Origin of the sequence: Mucilaginibacter sp. RCC_168, assembly GCF_041355315.1 — a bacterium.
In the GTDB taxonomy this organism is placed as follows: domain Bacteria; phylum Bacteroidota; class Bacteroidia; order Sphingobacteriales; family Sphingobacteriaceae; genus Mucilaginibacter.
In genome coordinates this window covers 34,859-51,476 of the sequence record NZ_JBFUPN010000003.1, presented here as the reverse complement: position 1 = coordinate 51,476, position 16,618 = coordinate 34,859, and the positions used below count along the sequence as shown (strand labels likewise).

Genomic DNA, 16,618 nt, shown 5'->3' with positions numbered 1-16,618 from the left:
AATTAAACTCCACTATTTAAGGTTGCCATAAACAGATGCCTCGTTAACCGGGTTGGGCTTTATGGTAGTACCATCAGGTAAATTATTGGCGCTTTGCAGTACTATTTTATCGCCTGCATGCAAACCGTCGGTAACCACATAAAATTGGCCGGCGGTATTATCCATCACCTGTATGGCTACATTTTTGATCTTGTTCTGTTTGTCAACCAGGTAAACAAAGCGTTTGTCCTGTAATTCATAAGTAGCGCTTTGCGGTACCAACAAGCCCGATTTAATGGTGTTTGGTATCCTTATCGTTGCGCTGCTGCCGCTACGGATAATGCCGCGCGGATTTACAAAGTCGGCCCGGACATTGGCAGCGCCGGTAGCCGTATTAATTAATCCGTTAACGGTTTCCACCCGACCGGTATGTTCATAAGTAGAACCATCAGGCAGTATCAACAACACATTAGGCAGTTTGCTCAGCTTTGATTTGAAAGAGGTTGTACCTGCACTATCCTTGCTAAAATCAAGCAGCTGTTTTTCGTTCAGTGCAAAGTAGGCGTAAATATTAGATGTATTATAAACCGTTGTTAAAGGATCGGTTGTGGCACTGGTTACCAGGCTGCCCAATTTGTAGGGCAATGAACCAATAACGCCATTTACCGGACTGGTGATGGTTGTATATCCCAAATTAACCTGCGCATTTACCAATGCTGCTTTTGCCTGAGCTAAAGCAGCCGCTTTTGACTGTTGCGTATATTCTGCAGATTCCAGTTCGTAATGACTGATGATATCTTTATCAACCAGGGGTTTTACTTTGTTCACCTGCATTTTGGCCAGGCTCAGGTCGGCCTCCGCGGTTTTGATACCCGCCTGGGCGGTACGTACATCCTGCTCATATTGCGGTGCATTGATCTTAAAAAGCAGCTGGCCTTTTTTTACGATTGCCCCTTCGTCTACATATATTTTCTCTACGTAACCATCAACTTTGGGCCGTATCTCGATATTTTGCTGACCCTGTATACTTGCCGGATAATCCACATTTAAAGTAGCCGCACGGGGTTGCAAAGTGAGCACCTTATAATCCAACACCTGCTCTCCTCCCTGGCCTCCGGCTGCCTGCTTATTTTTACTGCCACAGGAACTCAATATAGCCGTTGATAAAACGATTGTAAAAAATGCAGCCCAATTTTGAGGCGAAAGTACATAGTAAGTTTTGCAGGACGATTTTAAAAGTATCATAAGGTAAAATAATCGTGAAAATATAGGGCGCAGGGGTTTACGCCGCTAAATACGGCATTAATTAGATATTTTGACTGTTAAATATAGTTAATGTTACAGCTTAATTTAAAATCGGAAGCGCTGTTGGTTAAACATCAATTAAAATAGCTTTTATTTTTTAATTAACAAGATACGCTGCGCTAATCTCGTGGAAGCGAGAAGCAGGTATTTATATTGCTACACATCCGCCGTAACCGCTTTCATTTTGCGCAGGGCCGTTTGGGCTACCCGTAAGGCATCCTGAGCATAATAGCTTTTATTAAAGACTTCGCAGGATATGATGAGCGGCTTTTCCGGATGTTTTACAAGTTGCAGAATCCGCTTTAATGGCGCAACACCATCGCCGGGATATACGCGGTCGGGCTCGGATATAACATCCGGTTTGATACCTGACGGATAATCATTTACATGAAATATCTCCAGCGCGGGTTTACCAATCAATTGCAGGCTCTCCACTGCCGATTGCCCTTTGTATATATGAAACACATCCAGCAACACCCGGGCATCGGGAAGCCCGCTTTGCAGGGCCACATACAGCACCTGGCTGATGTGTTTTAGATTGACCGATCCACCCCACATTTCCAGTTGCGGCATAACGCCGGTATCCCTGCCCATAGTCAGGATGATGTTATAGCGTTCAGTTACGGTATCCAGGTTGATCACATCGCCTTTGGTAGCACCAGCCGGCGGTGCGGCAATACGCTTACAGCCCAATTTGGCCAGTAGTTCCATTTCACTCTGTAGCTGGATCAAGGCCTGTTTACGGATAGCCTCGTCATCCACTATCCATTGGGCAAAGCCTATGGCATTTTGAATGGTGATACCCAAACCATCAGCAATCTTTTTAGCCTCCGTTACCGAGCCGCCATTTTTCAAATAGGTTTGCAAAGTATCCAGCCAGATCTCCACGGAAGTAAAGCCGGCTTTGGCAGCTGTTTCCAGCTCTTTTATAAAACCCAGGTTTTGCCCGCGGATGGTACTCATGTTTAAGGAGTACTCAAAACCGCGTCCGTTTTTATCAACTTTAATGGCGGCTTCGGAACGGTTGCCAACAACCGCCGCCCCTGCCGCCATACCTAAAGTTTTCAATGCGATTCTCCTGGTTACAGATTTGAAATTCATTGGCTTATATTAATTTTTTAAACTTTTGATATAAGCTATAGTCACCGGCAATTGCTTACTGTACGACGGACTTTCATCTTCAATAAAGTAATGTTTGATGCCCGCCTTTTTAGCCGCCTTCAGCACCTCTGGGATATTGATCTGTCCGGTTCCCAGGGCCACATCGTTGCGGGTATCGGTACCGCCGGTCAGGTCGTTAGCTACACCTTTGCGGATATCTTTCAGGTGCATCAGCTTCATGCGTGAAGGGTATTTATTGATAAGTTGCGCCGGATCCTGCCCGCCATGAAACGACCACAAGATATCGATCTCAAACGATACATACCGCGGGTCGGTATTTTTGGCGATATAATCAAACGGCGTACCATCCTCATATTTGCCAAACTCATAGCCATGGTTATGGTAGCAAAAGGTAAGTCCATTATCCTTAAGTATTTTGCCTACCCGGTTAAAATCGGCAGCAGCCTTTTTGGCATCCTCCAGCGTAAACTCTTTTTTATGCGGAATCCAGGCCACCATTACGTAGCTTGCACCCAGCGTTTTAGCCAGTTTAATTACAGCTTGCGGGTCTTTTACAATATCATCGTACCCTGCCCCAACGGATGGGATCTTGATACCGCGCTCGTCACAAAGTTTTTTAAACTGTTCCTTGGGCATGTCCTTCGGCCCCTCACCTTCCAGCTCGGTTATTCCCAGTGCTTTAATGGTATCCAATACAGCTACGGTTGCCTTGGGCATACTGTTACGAAAAGTATAAGCCTGCACGCCTATAGCGTTGGTAAAAAGTGGCTTACCGCTCTGGGCAAAGCTTGAAGATGTGAGTGCCAGACAGGTGGTTAAAATGATGATATGTTTTTTCATAATTTATTGTTGTTATGGTTGCTAATCGACTCACCCAATCTGCGAAGCCTCACCTAAATCCTCTCCAAAGGAGAGGACTTTATTTACATATTAGTTTTTCAATTTAATTTAGCTTCCTCTCCTTTGGAGAGGGCTGGGGTGAGGCTTTCTCTTATTCAAACTGTATATCCTTAATACTCAAAATACCTTCGCTTGGTTTGCTTCGTTTGATGGCGAAAAAGTAAATATCATGTTTGCCGCTCAGCGGTTTTTGTATGTCGGCGGTTAAGGAGGCAGTTTTTTTCCAATCGCCGGTTTCTGTATAGGCTGCGGAGCTGATCACCGGTCCGGCCTGCGAATCGATACGTACTTCTATCTCGCCTGCTGCATCTTTAGACGCATATTGGTAAACAAACTTTTTGATGTTCGACAGGTCGACATCTTTGAACATCACATACGATTTATGGTTCCCGGCTGATAGGTCGTTCTTAAAACGATTAAAGCCCTTCAGTTCGTCAGCATAAGCCGCTTTCACATCCGAGTTGCGCAAGGTTACCACGTCGGTACCTGTCAATGGGCCAACTACTTTACCTCCTTTATCGGTATATGAAGCAAATAAGGTGTATTGGCCACGTGGTTCGGCATCGTTAAATTTCAAATTCAGACTACCATGCAGCGGCAGAGGCATAACTTTGTTCTTTTTATCCGTGAGCGAAAAAATATAGCGTACGATTTCTTTGGTGTCCGGAGTAGATAACTGCGGGTGCGCGCTCATCAAATGCTCTGTCCCCCAGCTGCCCGCCCCACCATTGATGATCTTTTTGGCCAATTTATCAACCGAGCCCTTTTGTGTTTTATAACGATTGGCTATTGCTGTAAAGCTTGGCCCTACGGCGGTTTTATTAACCGTATGGCACGATTTGCAATCGCTGGCCGCCATCAGGGCTTTACCCGGATAACTGATCTCAGCTGTCGATAAGGCTGCCAGGCTTTTAACGGCCTTACCATCTGTGGAAGGCTGCGGATTATAAACGTAAAACAGCTTTATCCGTTTTGGATCGATCACTTTATCTTCCTTATCCTTTACCACCACATTGTACTTGAATGGCTTACCTTTCCAGATGAACGATTTATTATCGGCACTTACAATGCTAACGGATGGTACTGTATTGCCAACTTTCACTAATATGGTATCGCGACCAATCGCGCCAGCCTTATCTGTTACTTTAAGTATAGCCTTATAAATACCTGGTTTAGTGTAAGTATGCGTTGCATAAACTGTGGTAGCGCCAACGGTTTTACCATCAAAAAGCCATTGATAACTGATCTTGTCATCGTCGTCCAGATCGCGACTGCCTTGTCCGTTAACGGTTACCGTAAGCGGCGCCTGACCAGCAATTTCTTTTTTAACCGGCATGGTTTTCAACTCGGCAGTGAGGTATTTGGTATGCTGATAGAGATTGATCATGGCGGTATCGGTAATGGATGCCTTGGCTATCGGGGCACGGTTACCGGTATTGTATTCAATTTTCACCAGGCGGGCATCTTCATTCTGCGCACCATAAACCGACCCGTATTCCAGCATATAAAATACACCATCAGGGCCAAACTCCATATCGATAGGGCGCCTGAAATCGCCGGTTGAGGGCATAAAGGCTTCGTTGCGCACATAATTCTCATTCTGATCAAACCTGAGGTCGATAACCCAGTTGCGCATCCAGTCGGCAACAAATAAGGTACCGTCATAATACGCAGGAAATTTATTAGGATTAGGATTGCTGGCATCATACTCATAAAAATCGCCGCCGATAGCACAGCGGCCACCCAGGCCCAGTTCTGGGAACTCGTCCGACGCAGCGTAAGGATACCAGATCATAGCCGGTGTAGCCGGAGGCAATACATTTAAACCTGTATTATTGGGCGAATTATTCACTGGCGCTTTTGGATCAAACAGCGGACCGGGCTTGCCGGTCACAAAATCCCAATGTGAGTATGCAAAGTTATTACCCACAAAATAGGGCCAGCCGAAGTTACCGGCTTTTTTGGCCTGGTTAAATTCATCATAACCTCGCGGGCCGCGTGGCGAATCATGCCCTGCATCCGGCCCTATCTCGCCCCAGTACAATACCGAGGTTTTGGGATTAACCGCTATACGGTATGGGTTACGACAGCCCATCACATAAATTTCGGGGCGGGTTTTTGGTGTGCCTTTCGGGAACAGGTTACCCTCGGGAATGGTATAGGTGCCATCGGCCTCTGGGTGAATCCTCAGGATCTTTCCTTTCAGATCATTGGTATTACCGGCGCTGCGTTGTGCATCCAGACTATAGTGTTCTTGACCGGGGCGTTCATCCAGCGGGGCATAACCATCTGACGGGAATGGACTGGAGCTGTCGCCGACAGAAAGATACAGGTTACCGTTCTTATCCCAGGCCAGGGAGCCGCCGTGATGCGCGCCGCTCACCTTTTGAACTGGTACTTTAAATAAGATCTTTTCTGATTTGAGATCGAGTACGTTCTGCTGACTTATACTGAACCTCGATAGTTGAAAATTCAATGGCTCTATGGTTTGCCCGGCTGGCATGTAATAGATGTAAACATAGCCGTTGCTTTCAAACTTAGGGTCGAGTGTAAGGCCGATAACACCGGTGCCGCCGTCATCAGTAATGGGGAATTTATGGATGACCTTGTACTGTTTGGTGCGGGTATTGTACACAGAAAAATTGCCATACAACTGCGTAAAAAACACCCGGCCATCTTTGGCCACAGCCAGTTCCATAGGCGAAGCGATGTTATTCACCAGTACGGTTTTCACAAATCGTCCCTGATCCGGCGCTACTTTGGAGTAAGCCTTACTATAATCCAAAGGTTTACCATTACCCATAGCGTATTTGATACCGCCCAGCAACTGTCCTAAAAACAGCGGATCGCTGTAACTTTCGTCGGTATGGCCGCAGCCGGTATAAAAAGAGCGGCCACCATCAAACTCATGGTACCAGGTAATGGGATGGTCGGCGCCGTTGGTACCGCCATCGTAGGTATTTTCATCCAGACTGGCCAACACATGAATGCCACTGAAGATAGACTTATAGTTGTACCATTCGTCGGTACGTTCCCAGCGGGCGGGTAAATTGGCAGTGATGGGATTGGTACGATCAGTAACATCGATAGTTGCCTTGCGGATATTGGAATTATTGGGATGACTGGAAAAGTATGCCCCCAACAGTTTACCATACCAGGGCCAGTCGTACTCCGTATCCGCGGCGGAATGCACGCCGGCAAAACCACCACCGGCCTGGATATAACGCTCAAAAGCAGCCTGTTCTTCAGCATTTAATACATTGCCGGTGGTACAGTTAAATATCACCGCCTGGTACTTTTTAAGGTTATCGTCGGTAAAAAGCGCCGAGTTGGTGGTGGTATCCACCTCAAAACCGTTCTCTTTCCCGAGCTTTTGGATAGCCGCTATACCAAAAGGGATACAGGAATGATGCCAGCCCAGTGTTTTTGAAAACACCAGGACACGTGGTTCCGGAGCCGGCTTTTTAAACGAATACAGTAAAAAGCTAAGCCCAAGCCATAAAACACAGATGAGTTTGAATTTCAGAGACATGATGTGAGATTTAGTTGATATTTTTTATTCTATCAACCGGCAAAAATCCATCGTCATAAAGCACAATTATCTCTTAATAAGCGCGCAATGATAAAAAGCACTATCTACAGATGAAGTATTACCGGTTAAGCAATTGGTTATTACAATATTAATATTTATTTGTGTATTTACTACACTAATCTCTATTCATTAAATATTATAAGTAAATTGTTACCTGACTTAATTTTCATCAGCTCATTTTCTTCACTCCCGGCAAGCTATATCGGTTTAGTAAATTTTTATCTCAATGCTTGTTCAGTTTTTCTTCAATACGTTCCTGCATCTGTTTTTTACACTCTTCATCCAGCTTTAATTCAGTAACTTTTGACGGATGGAAAAGCTCGCGCACCATTTTATTGATCAACCCGCTTTGCTGCTCAAACACCCGGCAAACCGAGCAACCGGCCAGGTGGATCTTCAACTCCAATTTTTCGCGAAGCGTTAAATGGTCTATCAGCTTCTTCTCAATTAAATGAGTGGCTTTACGACAGTTGTATGCTACTTTTGTTAGTTCATCCATATTCCTCCCCTTTTTAAGAGTTAGTCGTATCGTACGGCGCACCCTTACATGTTTTTTTGGAGCAAAGGTTCTTGGAGCAGGCACAAGGATGAATAGCGTATTGATGCTGGCTGCTAATGTCTTTAATCTTTGTGCTTTGCTCCTTTTATCCTTACTCCCAAAAATCCTTGCTCCTTGCTCTCCCTATCCTTACTCCCAAAAATCCTACCTTTGCAGGCAATGGATTATTTCAAAAAGCTCCTTGATCTACTGAATAAAGAAAAAGAGGAGGACCGTAACGCCTATCTTAAACTAACCGAAAACACATCTGCTGCCGACCGCCGGGCACAGGGCCTTAGCTGGTATCCTATCGCCATTCGCGGTACAGAACCCGGCCGGGGCGATTATATCAGCGTAGAGGTAGAACGCACCACGCACAAAGACCTGGCTCACCAATTGCGCTTTGGCGTACCGGCTGCCCTGTTTTCCAATCACGATCCAAAAACCGATCGCGTGGAAGGAACCATCACCTATCAGGGCGGCGACCGCTTAAAAATTACTCTATACACCGACGAGCTGCCCGACTGGAGCCGCGATGGCAAACTGGGCATCGACCTGCTTTTTGACAACAACAGTTACGACGAAATGCAGAACGCCATAAAACAGGCTTCGGCACTGGCGGCAAAACCACAGGAAGGGCGGTTGATCCATATCCTTACCGGCGAAAAACCACCCATGTTTAATACCCTTGCCCCCTTTTTCGCTCCACGCTTAAATGCGTCGCAGACAGAGGCGGTTAATAAAATAGTTTCGGCACAAGACCTGGCTATTGTTCACGGGCCGCCGGGCACAGGTAAGACCACTACTTTGGTACAGGCTATTAAGGCACTTATTCAACAAAATAAAAAACAAGTTTTGGTTGTCGCCCCCAGCAATACAGCGGTTGATCTGCTCAGCGAAAAACTAACTGATGAAGGTTTGAATGTATTGCGCATTGGCAACCCTGCCCGGGTATCCGAAAAATTGTTCTCGTTAACACTCGATAGTAAGATAGCTGAGCACAGCGATAACAAAGAGATCAAAAAACTCAAGAAACAGGCCAGTGCTTATAAGGACATGGCCCACAAATACAAACGCAGCTTTGGTAAAGCAGAACGCGACCAGCGCAAAGCCCTGTTTAACGAAGCGCACAAGATCATGAAAGATGTGGCGGCTACCGAACAGCATATTGTTGACGACCTGGTGAGCAAAGCCCAGGTGATCACCGCTACTTTGGTAGGCGCCAATCATTACACCATACGCGATGTAAAATTTGAAACCGTAGTTATTGACGAAGCTGGCCAGGCGCTGGAACCCGCCTGCTGGATCCCAATACTGAAAGCGCAAAAAGTAATACTGGCCGGCGATCATTGCCAGCTACCCCCTACCATTAAATCGGCAGAAGCGGCGAAAAATGGACTGAGTACTACCCTGCTCGAAAAATGCGCCACTCTACACCCTGAAGCCATGGTATTACTGGAAGAACAATACCGCATGCACGAAGCCATCATGGGCTTTTCATCGGCAGAGTTTTATCAGAACAGACTTAAAGCACATACTTCAGTAGCGCAACGCCTGTTATTTCAGGGTGATATGCCGGTTTCATTTGTAGATACCGCGGGTTGTGGCTTTGATGAACAACAGCAAGGTACAAGTGTAGCTAATCCGGAAGAGGCCGCGTTTTTATTAAAACACCTGAATAAGTTGGTAGTCAATTTAACTGATACCGCCAATTTCCCCAGCGTTGCCATTATCGCGCCTTATAAGGAACAGATCAGGGTGTTGAATGAGTTGATGGCTGCCCATCCGGAATTACTTCCCCACAGCGAACATATTTCTATTAATACGGTTGATAGTTTCCAGGGACAGGAACGGGATGTGGTTTATATCAGCATGACGCGCAGTAATTCCGAAGGTGAGATCGGTTTCCTTTCAGATATCCGCCGGATGAACGTTGCCTTAACCCGCGCCAGAAAGAAACTGGTGGTTATCGGCGACAGCTCCACCCTCAGCAGGCTACCTTTTTATGCGGACCTGATTGAATACACCGAACGCCTGAATGCCTACGAAAGCGCCTGGACATATGCCGGTGAAGAATAAACCATGCTAACACCTTTTAGTAGCCATTTTTACACTATCAAACTGAGTTACGCAATCGTTATCGACGATAAATATTGCCGAATTGTTTCATTTTAGGCTTTTTTATGATTATCTTGTCAGCAAACCAAGGACAAATTAATACGTAAAAAACACACTAAGCCTATGGCACAAGCAAAAACATTAGGACAATTTATCATTGAAAAACAAGCCGATTTTCCTTACGCCAAAGGTGAGCTTTCACGTTTGCTGCGCGATATAGGTATCGCGGCAAAAATTGTGAACCGTGAGGTAAACAAAGCAGGCTTGATGGATATGCAGGGAGAAGCAGGCAGCACTAACGTTCAGGGCGAAAGTCAGCAAAAACTGGATATTTATGCCAATGAACAATTCATAACCGCCCTTAAAAGCGGTGGGGAGTGCTGTATTGTTGCATCCGAAGAGAATGAGGAGATCGTGATGCTGGATACCGATGTTTCCCTCGATGCTAAATATATTGTGGCCATTGACCCATTGGATGGATCATCCAATATTGATGTAAATGTATCAGTAGGCACCATTTTTTCTATATACCGCAGACAAAGCACCTCGGGCCGGGCTACACTGGCCGATGTATTACAAAAAGGGGTAAACCAGGTTGCCGCGGGTTATGTCATCTACGGGACATCAACCATGTTGGTTTACACTACCGGCAAGGGAGTTAACGGATTTACGCTGGATCCATCCATAGGCGAATTTTGCCTGTCGCACCCGGATATGAAAATACCTAAAACAGGTATTATCTACTCTATCAACGAAGGTTACTATGTACATTTCCCGCAAGGGGTAAAATCATACATCAAATATTGCCAGGTAGAGGACGAAGCTACCCATCGCCCTTACAGTTCGCGCTATGTAGGCTCTATGATAGCCGACCTGCACCGCAGCATGATCAAAGGTGGTATATTTATTTACCCGGTTACTGCGGCCACCCCAGGCGGTAAATTACGACTGGTTTATGAATGTAACCCCATGTCCTTTGTTATTGAGCAAGCCGGCGGTCGTGCTACAGACGGCAAAAACCGCATTATGGAACTGGATGTTAATTCCCTGCATCAGCGTACCCCTATTTTTATCGGCTCCGAACAAATGGTGCTTAAAGCCGAGGAATTTATGGCCAACGCTGTAGAGGAGGAAATAAGTATGGACCTGGCGGGGTAAAAAGCCCCCTCTAAATTTCCCCCAAAGGGGGAGACTTCAAAAAAAGATTTTAAAGCCCTCTCCTTTGGAGAGGGTTGGGTGAGGCTTCCATAAAAAAACAAAAGCCCCGGCAAGTTACCGGGGTTTTCTTATTTGAAAACGAAACACAATTATGATCTATTATCCAGCCGCTCCAACTGTTGGACCAACAGAACATAACATTCCGTCAGAAAAACCTTTGTATTGGCTGCAGTTTTGGCGGAAAAGACTGGCCAGGTGATTGGCTGTTTCTTCGTAGTTATATGAATCAGTCCAGGTATTTACCGGGTTCAATATCTCTGATGGCACGCCTGGGCAACTTTCTGGTATCATCAGATCAAAAATGGGCAGCTTTTGATAAGGCACATCGTTCAGCTTTCCCCCAAGTGCGGCTTTGATCATGGCTCGGGTATAACTCAGTTTAATGCGCTCACCTGTCCCGTATGACCCTCCTGTCCAGCCGGTATTTACCAGCCATACATTCAACGGGTACTTATCCAGTTTCTCACCCAGCATTTCGGCGTATTTGGTGGGGTGCAAGGGTAAAAACGCCCTACCAAAACAAGCAGAGAAAGTAGCTTCCGGCTCGTTGATACCATATTCCGTTCCGGCTATTTTAGCGGTATAGCCCGAAAGAAAATAATACATAGCCTGTGCCTTATTCAGCCTGGAAATAGGTGGCAGCACACCAAAAGCATCTGCCGTAAGAAAAAATATATTCTTTGGAATATCACCAATTGCCGGCTCTATTGCATTGGTGATAAAACTCATAGGATACGACAGGCGGATATTTTCCGTTTTGGATAGATTATCAAAATCCACCGTTTTTGACCAGGGTTTAAAACAAATATTTTCCAAAAGTGCTCCTGGTTGCATAGCATGATATATTTGCGGCTCTTTTTCGGCAGTCAGTCCTGCTATTTTAGCGTAACATCCCCCTTCAAAATTAAATACCGAATTTTCGCCCCAACCATGCTCATCATCCCCGATCAGTTGTCGGTCCTGATCGGCAGAGAGTGTAGTTTTTCCGGTGCCCGATAAACCGAAAAAGATGGCCGTATCGCCATCAACGCCTTTATTGGCGGCACAATGCATGGGCAGGATCTCCTGCTGAGGCAACAAAAAATTGAGCACAGTAAATACCGCTTTCTTGATCTCGCCTGTATAACCCGTCCCTCCTATTAAAATCACCTTGCGTGTAAAATTGATGATCGAAAAATTATGCTGACGGGTACCATCTACAGCAGGATTAGCCTTAAAATCCGGTGCCGATATAATAGTCCATTCCGGATCAATAACCCCATCAGGGCGCAGGAACAGGTTATAAGCAAACAGGTTCTGGCTGGCAGTTTCGGTAATCACACGTAAAGTGAGACGGCTGCTTTTGTTGGCACAGACCATGGCATCACGTATAAAAATAGACTTATCATAAAGGTAAGTCATTACCTTAGTGTACAGACTATCAAACACTTCCGCATCAACAGGGATATTAATATCACTCCACCAAACCGTATCTTTTGTCACACTATCCAGCACAATAAAGCGATCTTTGGGCGAGCGGCCGGTAAACTCGCCGGTGTCAATAGTTAATACATCATGATCTGTTAAATAGCCCTCCTTACGTTCCAGGGCGGCTTTTATCAAATCTTCCGGCGGTAATTGATAGTGGATTTCCTGAGCTTTATTTAACTCCGGAAACTCCGTTCGAAAGCTTGTAGTTTTATTAGTGATTTGTCCCATATCACATTAAATTTTGTTATTGGTTTGGAACAAAACTAAGACTACCAAAACGCATTTCAAAATATATAATCACTGATAATCAATCAGTTGTATTCAATACACTAAGCCAGTTCTATCTACTAATCAGGGTGTTATCATCAATTTCGGTAGTAAATTGTTTTTGAAATATTTATAGCTGTAATATTGACGGAAATAAGCCAAAAACGGCCATTTGAGGGCATTTTCATGTATTTATATACCTCCTATTACCTATTTATTCTTTAACTGGTACACTTATAAAACTATCATTATACCATTTAATACGCAGCGGAATTTTTCCGTCGCTTATATTTTCGGAGCTTACATCTTTACCCGTTCCATAATTAACCTGCGCGAATGAGTTTTTATTAATATCCAATATCACCAGCAGGCGGCTGCCTTTGCTCAGTTGACGGCTCACCATACGGCTACGGTGCAAGGGGATTGTTTCTATTTTACCTGGCTGCAGCAATTTCCTCACGCTCATATCATGCGCATAACTGGCGCGCCCCAAAAAGTACGATAGATCAAACAGATCACCATTGGGCATCGCTTCATACAAGGAAACGCCGATATCCATATCCTTTTTGTTGATCATGGCCTTTAAGCTACCAGCAAACATACCGTTTACCTCTACCGGTTTATCAAAAGGCCGGCTCATAAAAAACAAGCCGGTGCTACGGTCGAGTTCCTTTTTGATGATGGGAAACGGATAGTAATTGTTATTGTTTGAAGTTTGATGATCGGCCAGGTTTACTTCCTGGTTTATGGCCGCCTGTGTACCGGGCTTTTTATCAGAGAGGAGATAATAATCGCCTTCTTTTTTATTAGTGAGGTATAGGTTAAGCGTAGTATTGGCCATTTTAGAGATAGAGGCCGCATGCTCCCATTTATTGGCGCCCATAATCTCAAAGTTCACTTTATCCTGCAACATAGTCGGCTTTTTAGCACCCTTTAATATATAATTAAACCATTGAAAGGTAATATCCCGGGTATTGATCAAGGCTACGGAATCAACAGTATAATCGCGCAATACAGGAGATCCGCCCCGTTGTGCCCCAAAATGATCATAAGGGCCAATGATGAGGTAATGCTCGGCTCTGGGATTATATTTTAAGTGCTCCTGCAGATAATGCAAAGCCGATATCTGGCCATCATCATAATAACCGGTAACGGTAAGCACAGGGATATTGATATTGGCAAAGTCTTTTTGATAGGGCACCTGAGCCTGCCAGTATTTGTCGAAACCAGGATGTTTCAACGAGTGTTGCAACCAGGGATTGGGCGTTCCGTCAACGCTGTCGAGTTTGTTATAGGCTGCGCCACTGGTATACCACCTATCGTTTATTGATCGCCAGCGCCTCGGATTGTAGTATACCTCGTTATCCAGGTACTTATTATTAGTTACATACAGAAACCAGCCATAATTGGCGTTGATGAACACATTATTTTCCATCGGCAAACCCAAACCTGGTATTGCCGCCACATAAGGCACAATGGTTTTGAGTGCCGGGTGATGGTATTTGGCCGCGGCCCATTGCGTAAAACCATTATAGCTGCCTCCATACATACCTATTTTACCATTACACCAGCTTTGTTTACTGATCCAGTCGATCACCTCATTAGCATCTTTGCCATCATGCTCATAAGGAACAATCTGATCCGGACTTAAACCCTTGCCACGGGTATATGCCATCACACCGGTATAACCATGAACAGCAGGCTCAAGAATGCTCTTCCAGGCTGTACTATCGGCATAAATGGTGTACTGTAAAATTACCGGTTGCGGGGCAGTTACACCTCTAAGCCTTACAACGATGGCAGCTATAGAAGCCCCATCCTTTGTTTTAATCAAAACATTTTGGATGTTATATCGTCTATCGCGGTCTTGCCGGGCAATAGTTGCACTATCAATAGCGTTAATTTTATGATAATCAATCTTTTGTGCCTTGCAATAATTGGTTAAAAAAAGGCATAGCCATGCCATGCAGCGTATTCTGGTCATAATTTTAGTGTTTAAGCCTCACCTAAATCCTCTCCAAAGGAGAGGACCTGGATTAGCAGGATGATTCTTTTGTTATTAAGCTAGTCAGATCTAACCCATGTCGTTTCCCTTCTCCTTTGGAGAAGGTGGCCAAAGGCCGGATGAGGCTTATATGCGCCCCATGCTTTTCAGTTTTACCGATTGCCGGTCTGATGCTTCCAGCTCCTCGCCTGTTTGCATACTGATTTGCAGACGGCCATTAAGGCTAATGTTAATTTTTTTAATAAACTGCAGATTGATGATCTGTGAACGATTGATCCTGAAAAAAATATCCGGATCCAGTTTCTCTTCTAACTGGTTGAGGGAGCTTTTCAGGAATACATTTTTTTCTTCAAAATATAGTCGGGCGTAATTATCCATCGATTCGATCAAGTGTACCTTGCTCCATTTAATGAAATGATATTGCTGCCTGTCTTTTACAAATATTTGAGGATCGCTGATTTGTTGTGCCTGCTTTTGCCTTACCTTTTCCATAGCCTGGGCAAAACGTTCTTCGCGGATGGGCTTGGTGAGGTAATCCATCGCGTTCACTTCAAAAGCCTTTACCGCGTACTCATCAAAAGCTGTGGTGAATATCACTTCGGGCACTTCGGTCAATGATTCCAGCAGATCAAACCCCGAGCGTTCGGGCATTTGCACATCCAGAAAAAGTAAATCGGGATGTTTTTCTGCTATTTGTATAGCCGCATCATCGGCGTTTCCAGCTTCTCCGATGATCTCCATATCGAGATAAGGTATCAGCAGGCGTTTTACCTCCTGCCTGGCCATGCGTTCATCATCAACTATCAATACACGCAGCTTTTTCATAGGTTGGGGATCATTATAGTCGCTAAAACAATACCCGGCATACGTCCGGTAATGGTAAAAGTAGCCTTACCTTTATACTGTAACTCCAGTCGCTCCTGCAAATTTTTAAGACCCACGCCACTTGCAGATTCGTCAATATCCAAATGCCCTGGATTTTGAACGCTGATACAAATATGTTCCGGAAATTTTTCGACCTGGATACTGACAAGTCCACCATCTTTTTGCTTCGAGATGCCATGTTTAATGGCATTTTCAACCAGGGTTTGTATACTTAGTCTTAGTATCGATATTTTTAAAAGTTCGTCATCAACCTTAATGGCAAATTGTAAACGTTCTTCGAAGCGCAGTTTTTCCAGTTCGAGATAATCTTTAACCAGTTCAATCTCATTGTTTACGGATGTCAACATCATATCACCGCTGTATAAACTGGTGCGCAGGATATCTGATAATAAATCAATACCCCTGCGTGCTGATTCTGGGCTTTCGATCACCAGGGCTTTGATATTATTAAGCGAATTGAACAAAAAATGGGGATTTAGCTGAGCCGACAAGTTATTCAGCTGCGCCTCGCGGGTAATAATGGCCAAACGGGCGTTTTCTTTGGCTATACGAATCTCCCGCTGCTCATATTGATATAAATGATAGGCAAGTAACCAGATAGACATTAACCGAACGCCTGTTACAAAAATCGGCTGCTTGTTCGTCTGAACAAATTCTGCGAATGGTTGCTGAAAACCAGGTATAAACCAATATTTTAAAAAATATATCTTGACTATGGTGACCAAGGTAAAGACTAAACCCAATACAATAACCGAGGTTATAATCCGTGGAAGCAATTGGTTAAGTCCCAGCAATTGCCATTGGTGGCGCAGCGCAAAATTGCGGTATAAATGGGTGATGAGGATATAAAAGCCCACATCGGTTATAAACAGCAGCAGGCCCAGTAATGGATCAAAGCGTTCACTGGTGATGCCTGTGTACCCCCAATACAACGCAGCTACCGACCAGCCGATGAGCTGACATTTCCAGTAAAGGGTGAGAGATAGCTTCTTTTTCACTTTGGTTTTTATTTATTATCCAAAGCAACAAAATCTATCCGCAACAAAAAAATAAAGTACAGGAACGGGGTATTTCGGGGATAAACGGGTCATAAAACATTCAAGGCAAACAATATATCTGATATGGCTTATTCATCTTCCATATCTATACTATTTAATATAAATTATTGAAAATGCCATCAATAAATTTGATTTATAATGAATTAACTGTAACGATAATG

11 protein-coding genes are annotated in these 16,618 nt (G+C 44.6%); 2 read left to right on the top strand and 9 right to left on the bottom strand.

Annotated elements, in window-relative coordinates:
• Positions 1 to 12: 12 nt before the first annotated feature.
• The 5 genes from AB6735_RS03065 to AB6735_RS03045 all read right to left on the bottom strand — a co-directional run bounded on the left by AB6735_RS03065 (position 13) and on the right by AB6735_RS03045 (position 7,397).
• A complete protein-coding gene (locus AB6735_RS03065) occupies positions 13 to 1,224 on the bottom strand; it encodes an efflux RND transporter periplasmic adaptor subunit (RefSeq protein ID WP_370994358.1) in 1,212 nt (403 codons plus the stop codon).
• 216 nt (positions 1,225 to 1,440) lie between these two features.
• Positions 1,441 to 2,385: a sugar phosphate isomerase/epimerase family protein gene (locus AB6735_RS03060; protein WP_370994357.1), complete on the bottom strand. Its 945-nt coding sequence runs from the start codon at positions 2,383 to 2,385 to the stop codon at positions 1,441 to 1,443.
• A gap of 9 nt (positions 2,386 to 2,394) precedes the next feature.
• Complete coding sequence (locus AB6735_RS03055) at positions 2,395 to 3,246, bottom strand: sugar phosphate isomerase/epimerase family protein (protein WP_370994356.1); 852 nt, start codon at positions 3,244 to 3,246, stop codon at positions 2,395 to 2,397.
• A gap of 151 nt (positions 3,247 to 3,397) precedes the next feature.
• Entirely contained in the window at positions 3,398 to 6,838 is a 3,441-nt protein-coding gene (locus tag AB6735_RS03050; RefSeq protein ID WP_370994355.1) for a ThuA domain-containing protein, read from the bottom strand.
• A 283-nt stretch (positions 6,839 to 7,121) separates the two neighbouring features.
• Entirely contained in the window at positions 7,122 to 7,397 is a 276-nt protein-coding gene (locus tag AB6735_RS03045; protein WP_370994354.1) for a hypothetical protein, read from the bottom strand.
• Positions 7,398 to 7,616: 219 nt separating this feature from the next.
• On the opposite strand from AB6735_RS03045, the gene AB6735_RS03040 reads away from it, so the two are divergent.
• Both AB6735_RS03040 and fbp read left to right on the top strand, forming a co-directional pair.
• Positions 7,617 to 9,515, top strand: coding sequence for an AAA domain-containing protein (locus AB6735_RS03040; protein WP_370994353.1), 1,899 nt, complete (start codon positions 7,617 to 7,619; stop codon positions 9,513 to 9,515).
• A 162-nt stretch (positions 9,516 to 9,677) separates the two neighbouring features.
• A complete protein-coding gene (fbp, locus tag AB6735_RS03035; RefSeq protein WP_370994352.1) occupies positions 9,678 to 10,712 on the top strand; it encodes a class 1 fructose-bisphosphatase in 1,035 nt (344 codons plus the stop codon).
• Between the two features lie 159 nt (positions 10,713 to 10,871).
• Here the strand turns inward: fbp and pckA are convergent, their stop codons facing one another.
• The 4 genes from pckA to AB6735_RS03015 all read right to left on the bottom strand — a co-directional run bounded on the left by pckA (position 10,872) and on the right by AB6735_RS03015 (position 16,397).
• A complete protein-coding gene (gene pckA / locus AB6735_RS03030) occupies positions 10,872 to 12,470 on the bottom strand; it encodes a phosphoenolpyruvate carboxykinase (ATP) (protein WP_370994351.1) in 1,599 nt (532 codons plus the stop codon).
• A 253-nt stretch (positions 12,471 to 12,723) separates the two neighbouring features.
• Positions 12,724 to 14,493, bottom strand: a complete 1,770-nt coding sequence (locus AB6735_RS03025; RefSeq protein ID WP_370994350.1) for a CocE/NonD family hydrolase — start codon at positions 14,491 to 14,493, stop codon at positions 12,724 to 12,726.
• Between the two features lie 147 nt (positions 14,494 to 14,640).
• Positions 14,641 to 15,339 carry a LytR/AlgR family response regulator transcription factor gene (locus tag AB6735_RS03020; protein WP_370994349.1) on the bottom strand — a complete coding sequence of 233 codons (699 nt, stop codon included), beginning with the start codon at positions 15,337 to 15,339 and terminating at the stop codon, positions 14,641 to 14,643.
• Positions 15,336 to 16,397, bottom strand: coding sequence for a sensor histidine kinase (locus AB6735_RS03015; RefSeq protein ID WP_370994348.1), 1,062 nt, complete (start codon positions 16,395 to 16,397; stop codon positions 15,336 to 15,338). The genes AB6735_RS03020 and AB6735_RS03015 overlap by 4 nt, the downstream gene beginning before the upstream one ends.
• Positions 16,398 to 16,618 lie beyond the last annotated feature (221 nt).

What these genes read in the sequence shown, in the direction of transcription:
- fbp (WP_370994352.1), top strand. Translation starts at nt 9,678, where the DNA reads ATGGCACAAGCAAAAACATTAGGACAATTTATCATTGAAAAACAAGCC.
- AB6735_RS03060 (WP_370994357.1), bottom strand. Translation starts at nt 2,385, where the DNA reads ATGAATTTCAAATCTGTAACCAGGAGAATCGCATTGAAAACTTTAGGT.
- pckA (WP_370994351.1), bottom strand. Translation starts at nt 12,470, where the DNA reads ATGGGACAAATCACTAATAAAACTACAAGCTTTCGAACGGAGTTTCCG.
- AB6735_RS03045 (WP_370994354.1), bottom strand. Translation starts at nt 7,397, where the DNA reads ATGGATGAACTAACAAAAGTAGCATACAACTGTCGTAAAGCCACTCAT.
- AB6735_RS03025 (WP_370994350.1), bottom strand. Translation starts at nt 14,493, where the DNA reads ATGACCAGAATACGCTGCATGGCATGGCTATGCCTTTTTTTAACCAAT.
- AB6735_RS03050 (WP_370994355.1), bottom strand. Translation starts at nt 6,838, where the DNA reads ATGTCTCTGAAATTCAAACTCATCTGTGTTTTATGGCTTGGGCTTAGC.
- AB6735_RS03065 (WP_370994358.1), bottom strand. Translation starts at nt 1,224, where the DNA reads ATGATACTTTTAAAATCGTCCTGCAAAACTTACTATGTACTTTCGCCT.
- AB6735_RS03055 (WP_370994356.1), bottom strand. Translation starts at nt 3,246, where the DNA reads ATGAAAAAACATATCATCATTTTAACCACCTGTCTGGCACTCACATCT.
- AB6735_RS03040 (WP_370994353.1), top strand. Translation starts at nt 7,617, where the DNA reads ATGGATTATTTCAAAAAGCTCCTTGATCTACTGAATAAAGAAAAAGAG.
- AB6735_RS03020 (WP_370994349.1), bottom strand. Translation starts at nt 15,339, where the DNA reads ATGAAAAAGCTGCGTGTATTGATAGTTGATGATGAACGCATGGCCAGG.